We start from the raw sequence: 21,542 nt of genomic DNA, 5'->3' as shown, positions 1-21,542 counted from the left end.
TTTTCTGCTTAGATCAACTCTCTTACATCTGTTACTTTACCTGTTACTGCCGCAGCTGCTGCTGTCAAAGGAGATACCAGCATGGTGCGGGCATTCGGTCCCTGACGCCCTTCGAAATTTCTATTTGAAGTCGAAACACAATATTTACCAGCAGGGATTTTATCTTCGTTCATACCTAAACATGCCGAGCATCCTGGTTCACGTAACTGGAATCCTGCCGCTTCAAATATTTTATCCAAGCCTTCTTCTTTAGCTTGTTTTTCTACTTGTTTTGAGCCCGGTACAATCCATACTTCAACGTCTTGTGCTTTTTGCTTGCCTTTAACGAATGAAGCTACTTCACGTAAATCTTCAATACGGGAATTGGTACAACTTCCGATGAACACATAATCAACACGGTTGCCTAAGACTGTTGAGTCATCTTTGAAGCCCATGTAATCCAATGCTTTTTGGTACGATGGTCTTTCTGATTCCGCTTGTGCGCTAGTTGCTGGAATATGCTCCGCAATACCCATACCCATGCCTGGATTGGTACCATAAGTAATCATTGGCGCAATGTCTGCAGCATCAAAAGTCAACACTTTATCAAAGATGGCATCTTCGTCAGAATACAATGTTTTCCAGTACGCTAGGGCTTTATCCCATTCTTCACCTTTCGGTGCGAATTCACGACCTTCTACATAGTCGAAAGTGATCTGATCCGGAGCAATTAAGCCTCCACGTGCACCCATTTCGATACTCATGTTACAAATGGTCATACGTGCTTCCATGCTTAATGAACGGATTGCTGAACCAGCATATTCAATAAAGTAACCTGTACCGCCGGCAGCAGAGATTTTGGAGATGATATATAGGATGATATCTTTTGCCCCAACACCTTTTTGAAGGGTACCGTTGACTTCAATTTTCATTGTTTTTGGCTTCGACTGCAATAAACATTGTGTTGCGAAGACCTGTTCAACTTGAGAGGTTCCAATACCAAAAGCAATAGCTCCAAAAGCACCATGTGTTGAGGTATGACTATCGCCACAGACCATCGTTTTACCTGGTAGGGTGATACCCAGCTCCGGACCAATAACGTGTACAATCCCTTGGTATGGATGCCCCAAACCATATAATTCAATACCAAATTCAGCACAATTTTTGGTGAGCATATCAACTTGATAACGGGATAGCTCTTCTTTGATCGGTAAATGTTGATTGAGTGTCGGTACGTTGTGGTCGGCAGTAGCTACCGTTTGCTTTGGACGAAAAACTGGGATTCCTCTTTTACGCAAGCCATCGAAAGCTTGAGGTGAAGTAACTTCATGAATCAAGTGGGTGTCGATATATATAATATCCGGAAACCCTTCTTCACGCTTGACGACGTGCGCATCCCAAATCTTTTCTACTAATGTTTTTGACATTTTTTATTCTCTCTTATGTTATTTTTATATGAACCAAGGTGATATTGTAAATGTCTCAATATCACCTTGATTTCAATATACTAAATTACGAAATATTCATGATTTTTGGAGCATGTATAATTTCGTATGAACTTTTAAACAGTTTTGATCGCTTTCATTGCAGTCATCGCTTTACGCAATTTGCGACCAACGATTTCTACTGGGTGATCACGCAAAATTTCATTGATAACAACCAATTGTGCATTGTCAACTGCAGCGTCTCTGCCTTCGTTGAAGTTTTTACCTACTAAGTCCGTGTCAACAGTTTTCATGAAGTCTGCTAATAACGGTTTACAAGCCTGATCGAATAAGTAACAACCATATTCAGCTGTGTCAGAAATAACACGGTTCATCTCGAACAACTTCTTGCGAGCGATTGTGTTAGCGATCAATGGTGTTTCGTGCAATGATTCATAATACGCTGACTCAGGTTTAATACCCGCTTCAACCATTGTTTCGAATGCCAATTCAACACCTGCGCGGATGAAAGCAACCATCAGTGTATAGTTGTCGAAGTATTCTTGTTCGTTGATTTTAACATCACCAGCAGGTGTTTTTTCGAATGCAGTTTCACCTGTTTCGGCTCTCCATTTCAATAAATTTGCATCACCATTTGCCCAATCTTCCATCATGGTCTTGCTAAAGTGACCTGACATGATATCATCTTGGTGTTTTTGGAATAAAGGACGCATGATGTCTTTCAATTCTTCTGAGATCTCAAATGCTTTTACTTTTGCAGGGTTGCTCAAACGGTCCATCATTCCGCTTACACCACCATGTTTTAAGGCTTCCGTAATCACTTCTACACCGTATTGTACCAATTTCGATGCGTAACCAGCTTCGATACCTTTCTCGATCATTTTGTCGAAAGACAAGATCGATCCTGTTTGCAACAATCCACAAAGAATTGTTTGCTCACCCATCAAATCTGATTTTACCTCAGCTACGAATGAAGATTTCAATACACCAGCCTTGTGCCCGCCTGTTCCTACACAGTACGCTTTTGCTTCAGCCCAGCCTTTTCCTTGTGGATCATTTTCCGGGTGAACAGCGATTAAAGTAGGAACACCAAAACCACGAAGGTACTCTGCACGAACCTCAGAACCTGGACATTTTGGAGCAACCATGATGACAGTAATATCTTTACGGATTTGCATACCTTCTTCAACGATGTTGAAACCGTGTGAATACGATAACGTAGCGCCTTCTTTCATCAAGGGCATTACAGCGTTGATTACTGAAGTATGTTGTTTATCTGGAGTCAAGTTGATAACTAAATCCGCAGATGGGATCAATTCTTCGTAAGTGCCTACGTTAAAGTTGTTGTCCGTAGCGTTTTTCCAAGAATCTCTTTTTTGTTCAATAGCTTCTTTACGCAAAGCATAAGAAACGTCCAGTCCGCTATCTCTTAAGTTTAAACCTTGGTTCAAGCCTTGCGCACCACATCCTACGATTACGATTTTTTTACCTTTTAAAGCGTTTACACCATCCGTGAATTCGGTGTTGTCCATGAATTCAGCGTGACTTAATTGTTCTAACTGCTCTCTAAGCGGTAAGGTGTTGAAATAATTTGCCATTGTTTTACTTTCTTTCTGTTATGGGTTGTTGATTATTTATTTTAATTATTGTACTAATCTGCGTTGAGCCATTGCGTAACCGAAATGAACGTTATCGTGTCCTGATGTCAGGGCTATAACTTCTTCAATGGTATCCATTGGATAGCCATAGGTTGCTGTTGAAAAAGAGGTGATTTCTCCGAAAACACCGTTTTCATAGTCAGCAGCAATTTGCTCAATACTGCGGATTGCGATTTCTTTCAATTCATCAACCTCTGCTTGTTCAACAAAGCGGGTTGGTTTGGTGTCTTTTTTATAATCTTCGTTATATTTTACCCAGTTCGTATCGGCCTTGATTCCTGTACGGACATAAACCAAGGTCTGTGTACTGACGACAATGTGGGCAAAATTCCAGATGATATTGTTGTTAAATCCCGCGGGAATTTTGTTAAGCTGTTCAATGGAAAGACCGTCAAGTAATTCAATGAATTTTTGACGTGACTTTAAGATAAATTTAAATGTCTCTTGCATAATACTATTAAAACTTACATCGTAAATACGTCATCTCTTTTGTCGAGATACTCGTTTTCTACAATTTCTATCGATGGTTCCTTGGCTTCAAACTGAACCAATTTGGAATGGAAACCTGCACTATCTTTAATGATGGCGATACGTGCGCCACGGACAAATTCGATCAAACCATATTTGGTCAATTCTTCTGTCAACTTGTCGATCTCTTCGCGGTGACCTGCAGTTTCAAAGACGATATAGTCGTTGCGGATCACAACAACATTGGCACCATATTGACGTAGTAAACGTTCTACATATACTTTTTCATTGACCACATCCGCAGGTACTTTATACAGCGCCTGTTCTTGCCAGATCACTTCATCATTGGTGTTGTAATAGGCCTTGAGGATATCAATCTGTTTTTCCAGTTGACGACAAAGCTTACGCAGAACATCTTCAGCCTCCGTAATTACGATGGTAAAACGATGTATTCCTTCTACTTCAGAAGGAGAAGTATTCAAGCTTTCAATATTGATTTTTCTTCTTGAAAAAATTGTTGAGATCCGACCGATAAGACCGATTGAATTCTCTGTATATAGGGTGATGGTATATTCTTGTTTTTCCATGTTAAATTCTACTTTAAGCGTATCTCCGATACCGATGTTCCTTGTGCAACCATTGGAAATACATTGTTTTCCTTACCTACCATCACTTCCAATAGATATGCACCGTCGTGATCAATCATGGTTTTCAGGGCATTACGTAGGTCTTTACGTTCCGAAATCTTCTGACCGTCGATGTAATAGCCTTTCGCTACAGCAACAAAGTCAGGACTCGTGATATTCACGAATGAATAACGTCTGTCGTGGAATAATTGCTGCCACTGGCGTACCATGCCCAAGAATTCATTATTGAGGATCATGATTTTGACTTTTGCGCCAAATTGCATAATCGTTCCGAGCTCCTGGATCGTCATTTGTATACCACCATCACCGATGATCGCTACGACAGTTTTCTCTGGCGCGCCATACCAGGCACCGATTGCTGCCGGAAGACCAAAGCCCATCGTTCCTAAGCCCCCTGAGGTTACATTCGATTTGCTGTTGTTGAATTTAGCATAGCGACAAGTTACCATTTGGTGTTGACCGACGTCCGTTGTAATGATCGCATCACCACCTGTCAATTCATTCAACACATTGATGACCTCACCCATGGTCATAATATCTGTTTGTGGGTGAAGTTCATTTTGGATGACTTCTTTGATTTCTTCTTTTTCAAGTTCACGGAATTGTGCAAGCCAGGCGGAGTGATCCACAGCCGTTACCAATTCTGTAAGCATCGGAAGAGTTTCTTTACAGTCGCCCCATACAGGTACGGTTGTCTGTACGTTTTTGTCAATCTCTGCCGGGTCTATATCCAAATGGATTACTTTTGCCTGTTTGGCATATTTGTCCAAACGACCTGTTACACGGTCATCGAAACGCATGCCGATGGCTATTAAAACATCACATTCATTGGTCATGACATTTGGCGCATAGTTACCATGCATACCCAACATCCCTACGTGAAGTTGATGATCCGTTGGAAGTGCACTTAAGCCCATTACGGTCGATGCCGAAGGAATGCCAGTTTTTTCGATAAAAGCTTTGAATTCTTCCTCTGCTTTTCCAAGAATGATACCTTGTCCAAAAAGAACAAATGGTTTTTTTGCATTGTTGATTAACTCGGCTGCCTGCTCAACATATTCTTTACGAACTTGTGGTGCAGGTCTATAGCTACGTACGTGGTTGCATTTTTCATAACCAAAGTAATCGAACAATTGCATTTGTGCATTTTTAGTGATATCGATCAATACCGGTCCTGGACGACCTGTGCTGGCAATATAAAATGCTTTTGCGAGTGCAGCTGGAATTTCAGTTGCGTCGGTGACTTGGTAGTTCCATTTGGTGACCGGTGCCGTGATATTGATGACATCTGTTTCCTGAAAAGCATCTGTTCCCAAGAGTGAAGCAAAGACCTGACCTGTGACACAGACGATAGGGTTACTATCGATCATGGCATCAGCCAGTCCAGTAACTAGGTTTGTTGCTCCAGGACCACTTGTCGCAAAGACGACGCCTGTACGACCTGAAGTTCTTGCATAACCTTGCGCCGCGTGGATTCCACCTTGTTCATGGCGCACTAAAATATGCTTCAGACGATCCGTATAATCATAAAGGGCATCATAGATCGGCATAATTGCGCCTCCAGGATAACCAAATACGGTATCAACTCCTTCGCTCAATAAGGCCTCCAATACAGCTTTCGATCCCGAAATTTGTGTCGGAGTTTGCTGCGCTGTAGCGGCCTTATTTTCTGTTATTTCCAGTGTACTCATTACGTTGATTTTTTTTATTGTTGATTATTCAGTCTTTTTAGTATTTAGATATTTGATCTGAGACATTAAGCATCGATTGTTTAGGTCTCTATTTGCTTAATGTCTCTGTTTTTATTTTCTACTGATCCGTTACACAGCCTTCTGAGGCATCGGCAACAGTTTTAGCGTATTTGTATAAAACTCCTTTGTTAACTTTTAACGCTGGTTGTACCCAAGCGGCGCGACGTTGCGCGATCTCTTCATCGGAAAGTAGCACATTGATGCTGTTATTCACTGCATCGATCTCGATAACGTCATCATCATGTACAAGACCGATTAATCCGCCTTTGTAAGATTCTGGTGTGATATGCCCTACGACAAAACCATGTGTTCCACCTGAGAAACGGCCATCGGTAATTAAAGCAACAGATTTACCAAGACCGGCACCAATAATCAAGGAGGTTGGTTTAAGCATTTCAGGCATGCCTGGTGCTCCAACAGGACCTTCATTTTTGATTACGACAACATCTCCTGGTTTGATTCTACCAGATGCAATACCGGCCACTAAATCATGCTCTCCATCGAATACGCGTGCAGGACCAGTGAATTTTTCACCTTCTTTACCGGAAATCTTGGCAACAGAACCTTTCTCTGCTAAGTTCCCATAAAGAATCTGTAAGTGTCCAGTAGCCTTGATTGGATCGCTCAATGGTTTGATAATCGGTTGGTCATATTCCATGATTGATTTAACATCAGCCAAGTTCTCAGCGACCGTTTTTCCTGTTACCGTAATACAGTCACCATGAAGTAAACCTTCATTTAAAAGATATTTCATGACAGCAGGAGTTCCACCAAATTGCTGAAGATCTTGCATCAAGTATTTACCGGATGGTTTGAAGTCAGCTAATACAGGGGTTTCGTCACTCATGCGTTGAAAGTCGTCTTGCGTGATATCTACGCCCACGGCTTTGCCTATTGCGATAAAGTGAAGTACAGCATTGGTACTACCGCCCAAGATAACAATGGTACGTAGCGCATTCTCAAATGCTTTACGTGTCATGATATCAGAGGGCTTGATATCTTTCTCAAGCAGCGTGCGGATATGTTGACCTGCCTCTAAACATTCATTTTTCTTTTCTTCCGAGATCGCTGGATTGGAAGATGAGTATGGTAAGCTCATTCCCAAGGCTTCAATTGCCGAAGCCATAGTATTTGCTGTATACATTCCGCCACAAGCACCAGCACCAGGGCAGGTATGTTTGATAATGCCTTCATAGTCTTCATCGGAAAGATTGCCGCAGATGCGTTGTCCCAATGCTTCAAATGCAGACACAATGTTTAATTCTTCACCTTTATAGTGGCCTGGAGCGATAGTACCGCCATACACCATTAAAGAAGGACGGTCCAAACGGGCCATTGCCATAATAGCACCGGGCATGTTTTTGTCACAGCCAGGAATAGAGATCAAGCCATCATAATACTGTCCACCACAGATCGTTTCGATACTATCAGCGATCACATCACGACTTACCAACGAATAACGCATCCCATCGGTACCGTTGCTCATACCGTCACTGACGCCAATGGTTCCAAAGGTCAAACCCACTAAATCATTGTTCCAAACGCCCTTCTTGACGATTTGTGCCAAATCATTTAAGTGCATATTACACGTATTACCATCATATCCCATGCTGGCAATACCGACCTGTGCTTTGTCCATGTCGGCATCCGTAAGACCGATACCATAAAGCATTGCTTTTGCAGCAGGTTGCGTTTCGTCTTGTGTAAATGTACGGCTGTATTTGTTCATTCCGTTTTCGCCGTTAGATGATGACTTCATAATTTTCGTTCTCTAATACTAAATTTTTATATCTTCTTTGGATTGATGCACCTATGCTGTGTTCCCAGGCTTCTTTGTAGATGACATCATCGACTTGTTTGATTCCGATAATTTCTGCCGCAGTCCCGCATAAGAAAGCGCTGTCAGCAGTATAAATGTCTTCTATCGTCAATTGCTTTTCAATGACTTCGAAGTTTAATTTTTTACAAATGTTTTTTACGGTCTGACGTGTAATGCCCGGGAAGATATTCTTCACTGGCGGCGTATAGATTTTGAAATCCTTTTCGATGAAAATATTTTCACTGGATGCTTGGGCAACGTAGCCTTCGTGGTCGAGCATTAACGCTTCGTCGTAACCCTTCCTGATGGCTTCAGTTGTCGCAAGGATGGAGTTTACATATTGCCCAGAGATCTTCGAGTCAATTTTAAACGACTTTGGATTAGGTCTTTTGATATCAGAGATACATACCTTTAATAGGTTTTGACCAAGATATGGTCCCCATTCCCATGCTGCCATCATGATGGTTGCTTCGGTTGATGAGGTTAGGTGCATATTTGAACCGGTCAATACCAATGGACGTATATAAGCTTCTCTTAGGTTGTTGTTGGCCAGGAGCTCATAACAGATGTCGATCAGCTCTCGGTTGCTCCAACGATAGGGAATATTAACTGCTTCACACGATCTCTTTAAGCGATCGAAATGCATGTCAGCTTTAAAGATACGTGGTCCATTGTGGGTATTATACGCACGTAGACCATCGAACACCGCATACCCATAATGCAGTGACTGTGCAAAGGGATCCAATGCTGCTTCGGAAGCTTTTACAAAAGCTCCATCTAAATAGATCAACGTGTTTTTATCGTAATATTTCATAACCCAAAATTTACCTAAGTATAATAGTTCCCTTTGTTGTAATATTGGTGGTAAATCATGCTATCTCAAGCTTCTATAAAAACTTTCGATTTTCATTTCCTCAAGGTAGCAGGAATTACAATAATTGGCAATAGGTAAAGTGCTAATTTTGTATTTAGAATAAAATTTCATTAAATATGTTTTTGTAAAATTTTATTTTTTAATAATTCATTTTATTCGGTTTTATATTTTGTTAGTCGTATACCATATTTAAAATTGGTCTACAGGTGTAAAAAATTATTTTTTGTTACAATGGCCAATTTTCTTCCTAAAATGAAGAAAATGTCAAAAAAACTTTAAAAAAAAAGCTTCCGATATTTCTATCGGAAGCTTTTTAGATTTTATAAAATCGATTTGATTTAATCTCCGATAATTCCTTCAGCAAGCACGGTAATGACGTTGTCTTTTGCTTCCACAACACCACCTTTAATGAACACTTCTTGTCCACCGTTACCTTGTTGAATAATTACTTTTCCATCTTCCAAAGTAGAAACGATGGCAGCGTGGTCTTTCAAAATTTGAAAAGAACCCGCAGTGCCCGGTACAGTAACGGATGTTACTTCGCCTTCGAATGCTAATTTGTCTGGAGTGATAATTGTTAATTTCATTATTCTTAGATATAATCTAGATTAAACTGCTTCTGCTAATAATTTTTTACCTTTTTCGATAGCATCATCGATGTTACCTACTAAGTTGAAGGCAGCTTCAGGGTACTCATCTACTTCACCGTCAATGATCATATTGAAACCTTTGATGGTATCTTTGATGTCTACCAATACACCTTTTAAACCTGTAAATTGTTCTGCAACGTGGAAAGGTTGAGATAAGAAACGTTGTACACGACGTGCGCGGTGTACAGTTTGTTTATCTTCCTCAGATAATTCGTCCATACCTAAGATGGCGATGATATCTTGCAATTCTTTATAACGTTGAAGAATTTCTTTTACACGTTGTGCAGTATTATAGTGTTCGTTACCTAAAACGGCAGGAGAAAGGATACGTGATGTAGAATCCAAAGGGTCCACAGCAGGGTAGATACCTAGCTCAGCGATTTTACGAGACAATACTGTAGTTGCGTCCAAGTGAGCGAAAGTTGTCGCTGGAGCAGGGTCAGTTAAGTCATCGGCAGGTACATATACAGCTTGAACCGAAGTGATTGATCCGTTTTTAGTTGAAGTGATACGCTCTTGCATTAAACCCATTTCAGTTGCCAATGTTGGTTGGTAACCTACGGCTGAAGGCATACGGCCCAAAAGGGCAGATACTTCAGAACCTGCTTGTGTAAAACGGAAGATATTATCGATGAAGAATAATACGTCACGGCCTTGACCTTCGCCATCACCGTCACGGAAATATTCCGCAACTGTCAAACCTGATAAAGCAACACGCGCACGTGCACCAGGAGGCTCGTTCATTTGACCGAATACGAAAGTACATTTAGAATCTTTCATCAATTCGTGGTCAACAGTATCCAAAGGCCATTCGCCTTTTTCCATGCCTTCCATAAAGTGCTCACCATATTTGATGATACCAGACTCCAACATCTCGCGCAATAAGTCATTACCTTCACGTGTACGTTCACCTACACCGGCGAATACAGAAAGACCACCGTGACCTTTTGCGATATTGTTGATTAATTCTTGGATTAATACAGTTTTACCTACACCGGCACCACCGAATAAACCAATTTTACCACCTTTAGCATATGGCTCTAAAAGGTCAATAACTTTGATACCAGTAAAAAGTACTTCGGATTCAGTTGACAAGTCTTCGAATTTAGGAGGTACGTTGTGGATAGGACGACCATTCTCTTTATTCAAATTTTGGATCCCGTCTATGGCATCACCAACTACATTGAATACACGACCTTTGATTTCTTCACCAACAGGCATTTTGATAGGAGCACCAGTATCGACAACTTCCATTCCGCGAACTAAACCTTCAGTTGCGTCCATGGCAATTGTACGTACACGATCCTGACCTAAGTGTTGTTGAACTTCTAATACAACACGTTGTCCATTTTCTTTTTGAATGTACAATGCATCGTAAATTTTAGGTAGATTTTCACTGTCGGCGAAGTTGACGTCAACAACTGGGCCGATAATCTGCGCTATTTTACCAATCTTGGGCATATTATAGGGACTAAATATTTATTAATCAATTTTATATAAGAGACATAAAAGGCCTCTTTTTTGGTCAGCAAAAATAAGGTTATTCGTTTTTAAAAACAAATAGAATTTGCAATTAAATTACAATTTTATTAATGTAGGTCAAAATGTTATCGATTGTAATTCTGTATGTTTCGATTTCTATACCTGCAAATATAGTTTTTCTCTTTTATCCGGCTATGTATTTTTGAAGTTTACAGCTTTACTTCGCTGAATCTTTTATTCGTTTAGGAATGGAAACTGATTAAATAAAATCGACCTGTAACGGAGTGCCTCTAGGATTCGTTACAGGTCGATCGAAATAAATCTGCTATTTTATGAAAAGCAGGACTAGATTTTTTTGTTTAGTTCGTCCTGTAACTGACGCTTGAGCAATTGTTCCTTTTCCATGGATTTTTTGCGGAAAGTAGCAAATTCCTCTTGCGATTGCTCGGCCGTTTTTTGGAATTCCACCGTGTCCACTTTCGCCTTCCGATAAGAAAATAAAAAGATAAATGCTGCTACTGCCAATACCGCAATGATCGTCCAAACAACAGTATTGTAAAAAGTTTTAGATGTATTGATTCCCAAGAAAGAGAAACTTTCTGTTTTTTCCTTCTCCTGTGCCAACTGATCCTTTAAAACCTGAATTGAATCTTGTAAAGTTTTGGTATTGGACGTATAGTTGCTTGAAGATGATTTTAAAGAGCTGATTTCCTTGTGGAGTTTTGCTACGGTATCAATTACATTTCGTTTCACAATATCAAGGTTGGTTTTTCGTACCATCTTGAAATCATAGTTGTTTTTCGAAATATAATTCAGGTGGTCAAATTGATTCGCCAAACTTCCTTTTTTTAATCCATCCGGACTGTACTTGAAGGCATTATTCTGTTGTGCTGCTGTAGTGGCGGGAGCCGCAGCAGGAGCTTGAGCCTTCAATAGTGTATGTGATGAAATAAATAAAATCGTAAAGAATATAAATGCTAATCTCAATTTGCTCATGTTGTTTATTTTATAAAATGCGTTAATCTAGCTTATCCTAATTGTAAAACTAGGATATACCTGTGATAAATATAAGGAATTATTGAAAAAACGAAAATGTTAAGTGAAATATATTCCAATTCCCATCGGTCATTTCCCGTTACTTTATCATGATTCGATAGACCAACTTGGCAAATACCGTAAAAAGGACATGATCTTTTCCTTATAGATCGCCGTATTTAGTTTGAAATAGTATGCTCCTTTTTTTGAGTTTTCCTTATCCTTTTCCTCCAGTTTGATTATAAGGTCTGAGGAAAGCAGTTTTCGGCTGAAATTGCGCTTATCCAACTCGATATTGTAAACACCCTCATAGAGTGCTGCAATCTGGGGAATCGTGAATTTCTCAGGCAGCAATTCAAATAATATCGGATACAAAGCTGCCTTCATGCGTAGGCGGTGCTGTGCCGAAGCGATCATCTGATCATGATCGAAGATCAGTGTTGGATGCTCCTGTAATGGAAACCATTGAGCTTCGTAATCGTCACTGAGGATATGTTTATATTGCTGCGTATCAATCAGCGCAAAATAACAGATACTGACAACCCGGTCGCTAGGTTCACGCTTAGGTTCACCGAATACACTACATTGTTCCATATATACATTTTCAAGTCCTGTTAACTGTTTGAGCACTCGGCTCGCCGCTTCTTCCGGACTTTCGTCAGATTGAACGAAACCACCCATCAGACTCCATTTATTTCGTTCGGGTTCGAAATCACGTTTAATTAAAAGTACTTCAAGGGATTCGCCGTTAAATCCAAATATGATACAGTCTACTGCCAAAAGGATCCCTGAATCTTTTTTATAATATTCCATCATCTATCGTTTTATCTTTTTTTATCTGACACCACCCCATTTATTCCACGAGCAAAACTATGTAAAAAAGTAAATAGCTAAAAACAAGTATAATAATTGTCTGATACATTCCTTTAAAAGGCTTTTATACGCCTATGTCAGGAATTCGGGTTAACCATAATTTGCTGCTATGAAGTTAGCTCTATTTTTTAAATATGAAAATTTTCTTTCATATTTAAAAAAATAAATGTTTATTTGACACTAATTGTTTTTTCAAGGCGAACTTCAGAAAGGGGGGGATTGAAAAATAAGGCGTTAGAGACAATTATAAATTATAAACCAAATTCAGCAAAAATGAATAAATCGTATGTCATTGGGGTGGACTATGGAAGTGATTCGGTCCGTTCGGTATTGGTTGATGCTAACAATGGCGAGGAGATAGCTTCTTCTGTGTTTTACTACCCGCGTTGGAAAAGAGGGGAGTATTGTGATGCTGCTTTAAGTCAGTTTAGGCAACACCCGTTGGATTATATCGAAGGCTTGGAAGCAACAATAAAAGATTGTTTGCTCAAATCGGAAATCGACAATATTGGCGCAGCTGTAAAAGCAATTTCCGTGGATACAACGGGATCTACTCCAGTTGCCGTAAACGCAGCCGGGGTTCCATTGGCGTTGTTGGACGAGTTTAAAGACAACCCCAATGCCATGTTTGTTTTATGGAAAGATCATACAGCTGTTGGAGAGGCCAAAGAAATTAACCTGCACAATCAAAATAGTTCGGTGGATTATTTGAAGTATGTGGGCGGAGTATACTCTTCGGAATGGTTCTGGGCCAAATTACTTCATGTTTTTAGGGCTGATGAAAGGGTCCGTGCCGCCACATATAGCTGGGTTGAGCATTGTGATTATATTCCTTTTCTATTGACCGGGGGAACACAGGTGTCTGCTATGAAGCGTGGGGTTTGTTCAGCGGGGCATAAATCGCTTTGGGCCGAAGAATTTGATGGCCTACCTCCAAATTCTTTCTTTTCAACACTTGATCCATTGCTGGATGGTTTGGTTGATCGTTTGTTTTCCGAAACATACACTGCTGATCAATCTGCTGGTCAGCTTTCGGAAGAATGGGCGCAACGATTAGGTCTTACAACATCAGTCGTTGTTGGTGTAGGTGCATTTGACTGTCATATGGGGGCCGTCGGAGGACAAATTGAACCATATTATCTGAGTAAGGTGATGGGGACATCGACCTGTGATATGCTAGTTGCTCCGAAGGAGGAGGTTCAGCATACGTTGGTCAGGGGAATCTGCGGTCAGGTAGACGGTTCAATTATACCGGGAATGATTGGTATGGAAGCTGGGCAATCGGCATTTGGAGATGCTTACGCTTGGCTGAAACAGGTGTTACTGTGGCCAACGAAAAATTTGATACAAGATATTGAAGAGATCGAAGCGCATACGCGTGAACAGTTGATGGCAACTCTGGAAGAGAAACTCTTGTTCAGTCTAAGTGAGCAGGCTGCATTACTTCCCGTAACGGCAACATCTGAATTAGCTTTGGACTGGCTCAATGGTCGTCGAACTCCGGATGCGGATCAATCCTTGAAAGGAGCGATTACAGGTTTGCACCTCGGAACAGATGCACCTCGGATCTTCAGAGCGATTGTCGAAGCGACCTGTTTTGGCGCAAAGGCTATTGTTGACCGTTTCGTGGAGCAGGGTATTCCGGTAAGAGGTTTGATCGGTTTAGGCGGAGTTGCAAAGAAATCACCTTTTATTATGCAAATGATGGCCAATGTGATGAATATGCCTATTCGTATTCATAAAAGTGAACAGACTTGTGCCATTGGCGCAGCAATGTTCGCCGCAACAGCTGCTGGTTTATATGACCGGGTTGAGGATGCTATGAAGGCAATGGGGCAAGGTTTTGAACGAACTTACATACCTGAGGAAAAATGGGTAACCATCTATGCCGAACGCTATGAATATTACAAGGCTTTGGGAGCTTTCATCGAAGGAAAGGAATCGCTCGCCATTACTGTTTAACCATTCAAATTTTAATCATGTATAATTCAATTAAAGAAGAAGCCTACCATTGCAATATGCAATTGCCCCAGCTGGGATTGGTGCTTTTTACATTTGGAAATGTGAGCGTTGTCGATCGTCGTCAGGAAGTTTTTGCGATTAAACCAAGTGGAGTTCCATATGAAGAGCTTTCACCGGAACATATGGTGATTGTAGACTTCGATGGTCAGGTGGTTGAGGGGAATCTTCGGCCATCATCAGATACGAAAACTCATGCGCTACTGTATAAACATTGGAAGGAAATCGGTGGGATCACCCACACGCACTCCACCTATGCGACAGCATGGGCACAGGCGCAACGGGATATTCCCATTTTCGGAACGACACATGCAGATCATTTGACTGTAGATATTCCCTGTGCTCCACCAATGCACGATGAGATGATCGCCGGAAACTACGAGCATGAAACGGGGTTTCAGATTATCAATCACTTTGCCGAAAATAAGCTGGATTATAAAGAGGTGGAAATGATTCTGGTTGGTAACCACGCGCCGTTTGCCTGGGGTAAAACTGGAACAAAGTCTGTTTATAACAGTGCAGTATTGGAACAGGTTGCTAAAATGGCTTGGTTGACAGAACAAATCAATCCGAATGCGCCTCGATTAAAGCCTGCACTGATCAAAAAGCATTACGAAAGGAAGCATGGGGCCAACGCCTATTATGGTCAATAATTTTTAGTAATAAAAAATCTATAGCAAAAACTACAATTTAACATGAATATCAATTTAAAAGAGCTTGAGGTCTGGTTTGTCGTGGGAAGCCAAGACCTATATGGTGAAGAAACCTTGCGGCAAGTTGCCCTACATGCTGAGGAAATAGCCAATTATTTACATACCCAAGCAGCGATTCCAGTAGCGGTAAAATATAAACCGATCGTAAAAAATACGGACGAGATTTATGCAACATTGGCAGCCGCCAACAATGAAAAAAACTGTATTGGGGTTATTACTTGGATGCATACATTTTCACCTGCAAAGATGTGGATCCGAGGATTAAAAGCATTGCAAAAGCCATTGTTGCATCTGCATACACAGTATAACCAAGATATCCCATGGAATAGCATCGATATGGATTTTATGAATCTCAACCAAAGTGCGCATGGGGATCGCGAATTTGGACATATCGTTAGCCGCTTAAAAATAGGTCGTAAAGTCGTTACCGGGCATTGGAAAGATGCGGAAGTGTTGGAACGGATTAATGTTTGGGCACGTGCAGCCGCGGGATGGCACGACTGGCAGGGGGCTAAGTTTGCACGATTCGGCGATAACATGCGTTATGTGGCTGTTACAGATGGCGATAAAGTAGAGGCAGAGGCGCAATTTGGTTTCGCTGTAAACACCTATGCCATTGGTGATTTGGTAGCGGTTATCAATGCGAGTACGGAAGCGGAAATCGCGACATTATTAGCGGAGTACAAAGCGACTTATGAACTTGCCGAAAATGTGAAAGCTGGCGGTGAATATCATACTAACCTCATCGAAGCTGCTAAAATAGAAATTGGCCTACGGAAATTTTTGGAACAAGGAAACTTTAAAGGTTTTACGGATACTTTTGAGGATCTGCATGGGATGGTGCAACTTCCGGGCTTGGCGGTACAACGTTTAATGGCTGAGGGGTATGGTTTTGCCGGCGAAGGGGATTGGAAAACTCCGGCTTTGGTGCGCGCTTGCAAAGTAATGGGTGCAGGATTAGCTGGAACAACCGCATTTATGGAGGACTACACCTACCATTTTGATCCGCAGAATCCCATGGTACTTGGCTCACACATGTTAGAAGTAGACCCCGCTTTAGCAACTGGAAAACCACGTATAGAAGTACATCCGCTAGGAATTGGCGGCAAGGCGGATCCTGCCCGTTTGGTTTTCAATGGCCAAAGCGGAGATGCATTGAATGCCTCTTTGGTCGATATGGGAACGCGTTTTCGTTTGATCGTGAATAAAGTACAAGGTGTTGCTGTGGAAGAAGAGTTACCTAAGCTTCCTGTTGCGCGTGTGTTATGGAAACCGCTGCCAGATATGAAAACAGGCTGTAGCGCCTGGATTGTGGCAGGGGGGGCACACCATACAGCCTACAGCTTGAGCTTAACACCCGAATACCTGGAAGATTTTGCACGTATTGCCGGACTGGAATATGTATTGATCGACGAGGATACTACGGTAGCGAAACTCGAAGATCAATTGAAATGGAATGAACTATATTATTTACTGAGTAAATAATAGCCTAAGCCATTTATATCTGCTCTTCGGGTATAGATGGCTTATTGATAATAACCAATTTGGGAAATATGGAAAAATTTGCAACGGTAGATTACATCATCTTCGTAATTTACTTCTTTATTGTAGCCGGTTATGGCTACTGGATTTATCGTAAAAAGACGAATAGTTTAAGCAGCAGCAAGGACTACTTTCTGGCAGAAGGATCACTGACCTGGTGGGCCATAGGCTCTTCGTTGATCGCATCGAATATTTCTGCTGAGCAGTTTATTGGTATGAGCGGTAATGGATTTGAGGTCGGTATTGCTGTAGCCGCTTATGAGCTCATTGCTGCGGTAGCGCTAATTATTGTTGCGGTTTGGTTTATTCCAGTCTATCTGAAAAACAAGATTTTCACGATGCCCCAGTTTTTGAACAACCGATACAATGAAACGACGAGTCTCATTATGGCAATCTTTTGGTTGTTTTTGTACGTTTTTGTCAATCTGACCTCCATTTTGTATCTCGGGGCAATCGCCATTTCGAGTATGGCCGGAGGTGGCGACAGTTTCCACACCATTACAGTTGCTTTAGCTGTATTTGCCGTTATCATTACGCTGGGTGGAATGCGTGTTATTGGTTTTACAGATGTGATTCAGGTTGTTGTATTAATTATTGGTGGTATAGCAACGACCTATGTGGCATTGACCTTGGTCAGTGAACATTTTGGTTTGGGACAAGACGCCTTAGCGGGATTCAATAAACTGATGGAGGATTCGCCGGAGCATTTTAACCTATTTGTCGATAAACCTGGACCGGGTGCCAGTCAGGAAGATATCAATAAATATCTGATGCTGCCTGGAATAGGGATGTACCTTGCTGGGATCTGGATTGTCAACCTAAATTACTGGGGCTGTAACCAATACATCACACAACGCGCTTTGGGAGCTGATTTAAAGACCGCACGTACAGGGATTCTTTTTGCGGGATTTCTAAAGTTGTTTATGCCGATTATCGTCATGCTTCCAGGAATCGCTGCTTATGTGCTTTATAAAAATGGAGCATTACAGCACGAAATGGCTCCTGGAGGGGTATTTCATGCCGATAATGCGTACTCGGCGATATTGGGCTATCTGCCAAATGGAATGAAAGGACTCGCGCTGGCGGCGCTTACAGCGGCTATTGTGGCCGGATTGGCCGGAAAGGCGAATAGTATCGCAACGATCTTCACATTGGATATTTTTAAAAAATACATCAATAAAGATGCGAGCGAAGCAAAAATGGTCTGGGTTGGAAAGATAACAATTGTGATCTCTATTCTACTTTCTGTTTTATTTACCTGGAATGATGCGTTGGGCATCGGTGGCGCCGGAGGATTTACTTTTATCCAAAAATATACAGGCTTTATCAGTCCGGGTGTTTTTGCGATGTTTTTGCTAGGTATGTTCTGGAAAAGGACTACGGGTGCAGCCGCCATTACTGGCCTGGTTACGGGATTTGCATTGTCGGTATTTTTCAACGAGTTTGCAACAAAAGTTTTCGGACCAGAAACATGGATCTATACGGCATATCTTAACAAAGCGGGCGTTTATGAAATTCCATTTCAGATATGTATGGGATTAGCATTTGTGTTTACGATGATCGCTATGATTGCTGTCAGCTTATTTGGACCAAAAGTTAATCCAAAAGCTTTTGTATTGGATCGATCGATGTTTAAAGTGGAACCGTCCGTATTGGCATTAATTGTTGTGACTTTATTGTTGGTGACTGCTATCTATGTGCGTTTTTGGTAGAAATGTTCCCATTTGAATAATTAAATGATTATGAACCATTCCTAATTAAAATTAGGAAGCCTCCATCGGACCGATGGGGTAAAACTTAATTGCAGATGAATAAGAAAATTATTATTGGTTTGTTGACTTGTGCTTCATTGGCTTATGGCTGCCAGTCTTCATCAACTCAAAGTAAGCAAGCAGCGACCTTGACTGACTCTATCTCCAACCAAGCTTTTGATAGCCAGATTGATGGTAAAGAAGTTAAACTATTCCAGCTCAAGAATAACAAACTCGCTATTACATTGACAAATTATGGTGCACGCCTGGTAAGTTTAAAAGTGCCAGATAAAGACGGTAAATTGACTGATGTGATTTTGGGCTATGATTCGGCCAAAGAATACAAGGATAACTATAATAATTTTTACGGCGCAATTGTAGGGCGTTATGGGAATCGGATTGGCAAAGCTAGCTTTAAACTGAATGGAGAGGTTTATTCTTTAGAAAAGAATGATGGCGAGAATTCACTTCATGGCGGTACCAATGGCGTTTACAACAAAGTGTGGGATGTCGTCAGTAGCACTTCGACATCAATCACATTAGCCTATACCTCACCTGATAAAGAAGCGGGTTATCCGGGAACGGTCAAGATGGAGGTTACCTATACCCTGGAGGACAACGGGGCTTTGGCCATAGCCTATCAGGCGACAACAGATAAAGAGACGGTCTTAAATCTGACCAACCATGCTTATTTTAACCTCAATGGGGCCGGAGATTCTTCTATTTTGGATCATGAACTTCAAATTGATGCAAAGGCAATTACCGAAGTTGACAATACCTTGATTCCAACTGGAAAGAGTTTGCCTGTAGCGGGCACAGCATTCGATTTTACAAAACCTACACGTATTGGCGCTCGTATTGAAGATGAAAATGCACAACTGAAGATCGGAAAAGGCTATGACCATAATTTTGAACTAAACAAGAAGGATGGTTTTCAGAAGGTCGCACAGGTGTATGCTGCTAAAACGGGTATTGAAATGGACATCTACACAACCGAACCTGGTTTACAGTTTTATAGTGGTAATTTTATGAAGGATTCGGACCCTAAAGGGAAAGAGGGAAAAGTGTATCCATTCCGTTCTGCGTTCTGTTTGGAGACACAACATTTTCCAGATGCACCAAATCACCCCAATTTTACATCAACGGTGTTAAAACCTGGAGAAAAATATAGTTCAAAAACAACCTACCAGTTCAGTGTGAAATAATTGAATCTATATGATGAAGCTAAGATTAAAATTAGGCGTTGTTTTTACGCTGGCCACTGGATTACTGTATGGACAGAGTAGTGTAAGATTAGAAACGCCGCAGCAGGAGCAGATTATAAGTCGACATATCTATGGACATTTTGCCGAGCACTTGGGACGCTGTATTTATGATGGATTTTATGTCGGTGAGAAAAATGACTCAATTCCGCATGCTGATGGCGTCCGGAAAGATGTTATCGAAGCCCTTAAGAATTTGAACATTCCAAATTTACGTTGGCCGGGTGGATGTTTTGCCGATACCTATCATTGGAAGGATGGAGTTGGGCCCAAAGCGCAGCGTCCTGCTATCGTAAACAACTGGTGGGGTGGCGTGACAGAGGATAATTCTTTTGGTACACACGATTTTCTCAACATGTGTGAATTGCTTGGAGCGGAACCTTATCTGGCGGGTAATGTGGGTAGCGGTGAGGTACAGGAGCTTGCCGACTGGGTCCAATATGTGAATTTTAAAGGAGAAAGCCCCATGTCGGATTGGCGACGAAAAAATGGTCGGCAGGAACCTTGGAAGGTAAAATTCTGGGGCGTAGGAAATGAAGCCTGGGGCTGTGGTGGAAATATGACCGCCGATTACTACACCGACATTTATCGCAAATACGCCACTTTTATGTCGGATTGGACCAATGGAAGTGGTTTGTATCGGATAGCATCAGGAGCTAACAGTGCAGATTACAATTGGACGGAGACACTCATGAAGAAAATTCCGAGCGGTTTGATGAAAGGCATGGGACTTCATCACTATGCAGTGATCAACTGGGATAATAAGGGCTCTGCGACCCAATATTCGGAGGAGGAGTATTTTAAAACCATGAAATCAGCTTGGTTTATGAATGAGCTCGTGGAAAAGAATATCGCCATTATGGACAAATACGATCCGAAAGGACTTGTGGATCTGATCGTAGACGAATGGGGGGGCTGGTATGCGGTAGAGCCTGGTACGAATCCGGGTTTTCTCTACCAACAAAATACCATGCGTGATGCCATGATTGCAGGAATGACACTCAATATCTTTAACAATCATGCTCGTCGGGTGAAGATGGCCAATCTAGCGCAGGCTGTGAATGTATTGCAGGCGGTTATTCTAACAGAAGGAAAGAATATGATTTTGACCCCGACTTATCATGTGATGGAAATGTATAAGGTACATCAGGATGCTACGTTAATTCCTATTTCCCTTCAATCAACGGATTTTGAATTTAACCAGGAAAAAATTCCGGCCGTTTCGGTTTCAGCGTCACAAGACAAGCAGGGCCGTACTCATATCTCCTTGGTAAATATTGATCCGAAAAAGAATAATAAGGTACGTGTGGATCTCGGTTCAGTGAAAGCTGCAAAAATTTCAGGCCGAATTCTTACCGCGGAGAATCTACGCGATTATAATTCCTTCAAGAAGCCCACAACAATTAAACCTGTTGTGTACAATAAGGCAAAGGTAGTGAATGGTACCATTGAAGTGGACATTCCGGCATTTTCAGTTATTGTATTGGAATTAATATAACAGTCAATTTTGATAGGGTTGTCATGTCGTGCTACCTTATTTATGCTGTTAGAGCTGGTGTAAAAACCTGAAATAA

The 21,542-nt window shown here is 41.4% G+C and carries 17 protein-coding genes; 6 read left to right on the top strand and 11 right to left on the bottom strand.

Annotated elements, in window-relative coordinates; all coding sequences use genetic code 11:
- Positions 1-8 precede the first annotated feature (8 nt).
- The 11 genes from leuC to K2F45_RS24965 form a co-directional block, all read right to left on the bottom strand.
- The gene (leuC, locus tag K2F45_RS25015) at positions 9-1,406 is read right to left on the bottom strand and encodes a 3-isopropylmalate dehydratase large subunit (RefSeq protein ID WP_075994368.1); all 1,398 of its coding nucleotides are present in this window, start codon (positions 1,404-1,406) and stop codon (positions 9-11) included.
- 134 nt (positions 1,407-1,540) lie between these two features.
- A complete protein-coding gene (gene ilvC / locus K2F45_RS25010; protein ID WP_075994367.1) occupies positions 1,541-3,022 on the bottom strand; it encodes a ketol-acid reductoisomerase in 1,482 nt (493 codons plus the stop codon).
- Positions 3,023-3,067: 45 nt separating this feature from the next.
- Positions 3,068-3,532 carry a DinB family protein gene (locus K2F45_RS25005; protein ID WP_172840740.1) on the bottom strand — a complete coding sequence of 155 codons (465 nt, stop codon included), beginning with the start codon at positions 3,530-3,532 and terminating at the stop codon, positions 3,068-3,070.
- Between the two features lie 14 nt (positions 3,533-3,546).
- Positions 3,547-4,137 (bottom strand): acetolactate synthase small subunit, encoded by a 591-nt coding sequence (gene ilvN / locus K2F45_RS25000; RefSeq protein WP_070570155.1) that lies wholly within the window; start codon positions 4,135-4,137, stop codon positions 3,547-3,549.
- A gap of 8 nt (positions 4,138-4,145) precedes the next feature.
- Entirely contained in the window at positions 4,146-5,888 is a 1,743-nt protein-coding gene (ilvB, locus tag K2F45_RS24995) for a biosynthetic-type acetolactate synthase large subunit (RefSeq protein WP_075994365.1), read from the bottom strand.
- A 118-nt stretch (positions 5,889-6,006) separates the two neighbouring features.
- Positions 6,007-7,707 (bottom strand): dihydroxy-acid dehydratase, encoded by a 1,701-nt coding sequence (gene ilvD / locus K2F45_RS24990; RefSeq protein WP_075994364.1) that lies wholly within the window; start codon positions 7,705-7,707, stop codon positions 6,007-6,009.
- Positions 7,691-8,581, bottom strand: coding sequence for a branched-chain amino acid transaminase (locus K2F45_RS24985; protein WP_075994363.1), 891 nt, complete (start codon positions 8,579-8,581; stop codon positions 7,691-7,693). Before K2F45_RS24985 ends, ilvD begins: the two co-directional genes overlap by 17 nt.
- Positions 8,582-8,979: 398 nt before the next feature.
- On the bottom strand, positions 8,980-9,228 hold the full coding sequence (gene atpC / locus K2F45_RS24980; RefSeq protein WP_075994362.1) for an ATP synthase F1 subunit epsilon: 249 nt from the start codon (positions 9,226-9,228) through the stop codon (positions 8,980-8,982).
- A gap of 21 nt (positions 9,229-9,249) precedes the next feature.
- Positions 9,250-10,752, bottom strand: a complete 1,503-nt coding sequence (gene atpD / locus K2F45_RS24975; RefSeq protein ID WP_075994361.1) for a F0F1 ATP synthase subunit beta — start codon at positions 10,750-10,752, stop codon at positions 9,250-9,252.
- 366 nt (positions 10,753-11,118) lie between these two features.
- Positions 11,119-11,769 (bottom strand): hypothetical protein, encoded by a 651-nt coding sequence (locus K2F45_RS24970; protein ID WP_075994360.1) that lies wholly within the window; start codon positions 11,767-11,769, stop codon positions 11,119-11,121.
- 147 nt (positions 11,770-11,916) lie between these two features.
- Complete coding sequence (locus K2F45_RS24965; protein WP_237241856.1) at positions 11,917-12,624, bottom strand: NUDIX hydrolase; 708 nt, start codon at positions 12,622-12,624, stop codon at positions 11,917-11,919.
- Positions 12,625-12,954: 330 nt separating this feature from the next.
- Here K2F45_RS24965 and K2F45_RS24960 point away from each other — a divergent pair, with 330 nt between their 5' ends.
- From K2F45_RS24960 to K2F45_RS24935, 6 genes are all read left to right on the top strand, one after another.
- Positions 12,955-14,643 carry a ribulokinase gene (locus K2F45_RS24960; RefSeq protein ID WP_248932618.1) on the top strand — a complete coding sequence of 563 codons (1,689 nt, stop codon included), beginning with the start codon at positions 12,955-12,957 and terminating at the stop codon, positions 14,641-14,643.
- Positions 14,644-14,660: 17 nt separating this feature from the next.
- The gene (locus K2F45_RS24955; RefSeq protein WP_088163099.1) at positions 14,661-15,353 is read left to right on the top strand and encodes an L-ribulose-5-phosphate 4-epimerase; all 693 of its coding nucleotides are present in this window, start codon (positions 14,661-14,663) and stop codon (positions 15,351-15,353) included.
- 42 nt (positions 15,354-15,395) lie between these two features.
- Positions 15,396-16,898, top strand: a complete 1,503-nt coding sequence (gene araA, locus K2F45_RS24950) for an L-arabinose isomerase (RefSeq protein WP_248932617.1) — start codon at positions 15,396-15,398, stop codon at positions 16,896-16,898.
- 68 nt (positions 16,899-16,966) lie between these two features.
- The gene (locus tag K2F45_RS24945) at positions 16,967-18,667 is read left to right on the top strand and encodes a sodium:solute symporter family transporter (RefSeq protein WP_075994355.1); all 1,701 of its coding nucleotides are present in this window, start codon (positions 16,967-16,969) and stop codon (positions 18,665-18,667) included.
- A gap of 95 nt (positions 18,668-18,762) precedes the next feature.
- Entirely contained in the window at positions 18,763-19,911 is a 1,149-nt protein-coding gene (locus tag K2F45_RS24940; RefSeq protein WP_248932616.1) for an aldose epimerase family protein, read from the top strand.
- 10 nt (positions 19,912-19,921) lie between these two features.
- Positions 19,922-21,466, top strand: coding sequence for an alpha-N-arabinofuranosidase (locus K2F45_RS24935; protein ID WP_248932615.1), 1,545 nt, complete (start codon positions 19,922-19,924; stop codon positions 21,464-21,466).
- The last annotated feature ends 76 nt before the right edge of the window (positions 21,467-21,542 follow it).

Source organism: Sphingobacterium siyangense (genome assembly GCF_023277505.1).
Classification (GTDB): Bacteria; Bacteroidota; Bacteroidia; order Sphingobacteriales; family Sphingobacteriaceae; genus Sphingobacterium; species Sphingobacterium siyangense.
The sequence above is the reverse complement of the archived record's forward strand: the minus strand, read 5'-3'. Positions and strand labels throughout refer to the sequence as shown.

What these genes read in the sequence shown, in the direction of transcription:
- leuC (WP_075994368.1), bottom strand. Translation starts at nt 1,406, where the DNA reads ATGTCAAAAACATTAGTAGAAAAGATTTGGGATGCGCACGTCGTCAAG.
- ilvC (WP_075994367.1), bottom strand. Translation starts at nt 3,022, where the DNA reads ATGGCAAATTATTTCAACACCTTACCGCTTAGAGAGCAGTTAGAACAA.
- K2F45_RS25005 (WP_172840740.1), bottom strand. Translation starts at nt 3,532, where the DNA reads ATGCAAGAGACATTTAAATTTATCTTAAAGTCACGTCAAAAATTCATT.
- ilvN (WP_070570155.1), bottom strand. Translation starts at nt 4,137, where the DNA reads ATGGAAAAACAAGAATATACCATCACCCTATATACAGAGAATTCAATC.
- ilvB (WP_075994365.1), bottom strand. Translation starts at nt 5,888, where the DNA reads ATGAGTACACTGGAAATAACAGAAAATAAGGCCGCTACAGCGCAGCAA.
- ilvD (WP_075994364.1), bottom strand. Translation starts at nt 7,707, where the DNA reads ATGAAGTCATCATCTAACGGCGAAAACGGAATGAACAAATACAGCCGT.
- K2F45_RS24985 (WP_075994363.1), bottom strand. Translation starts at nt 8,581, where the DNA reads ATGAAATATTACGATAAAAACACGTTGATCTATTTAGATGGAGCTTTT.
- atpC (WP_075994362.1), bottom strand. Translation starts at nt 9,228, where the DNA reads ATGAAATTAACAATTATCACTCCAGACAAATTAGCATTCGAAGGCGAA.
- atpD (WP_075994361.1), bottom strand. Translation starts at nt 10,752, where the DNA reads ATGCCCAAGATTGGTAAAATAGCGCAGATTATCGGCCCAGTTGTTGAC.
- K2F45_RS24970 (WP_075994360.1), bottom strand. Translation starts at nt 11,769, where the DNA reads ATGAGCAAATTGAGATTAGCATTTATATTCTTTACGATTTTATTTATT.
- K2F45_RS24965 (WP_237241856.1), bottom strand. Translation starts at nt 12,624, where the DNA reads ATGATGGAATATTATAAAAAAGATTCAGGGATCCTTTTGGCAGTAGAC.
- K2F45_RS24960 (WP_248932618.1), top strand. Translation starts at nt 12,955, where the DNA reads ATGAATAAATCGTATGTCATTGGGGTGGACTATGGAAGTGATTCGGTC.
- K2F45_RS24955 (WP_088163099.1), top strand. Translation starts at nt 14,661, where the DNA reads ATGTATAATTCAATTAAAGAAGAAGCCTACCATTGCAATATGCAATTG.
- araA (WP_248932617.1), top strand. Translation starts at nt 15,396, where the DNA reads ATGAATATCAATTTAAAAGAGCTTGAGGTCTGGTTTGTCGTGGGAAGC.
- K2F45_RS24945 (WP_075994355.1), top strand. Translation starts at nt 16,967, where the DNA reads ATGGAAAAATTTGCAACGGTAGATTACATCATCTTCGTAATTTACTTC.
- K2F45_RS24940 (WP_248932616.1), top strand. Translation starts at nt 18,763, where the DNA reads ATGAATAAGAAAATTATTATTGGTTTGTTGACTTGTGCTTCATTGGCT.
- K2F45_RS24935 (WP_248932615.1), top strand. Translation starts at nt 19,922, where the DNA reads ATGATGAAGCTAAGATTAAAATTAGGCGTTGTTTTTACGCTGGCCACT.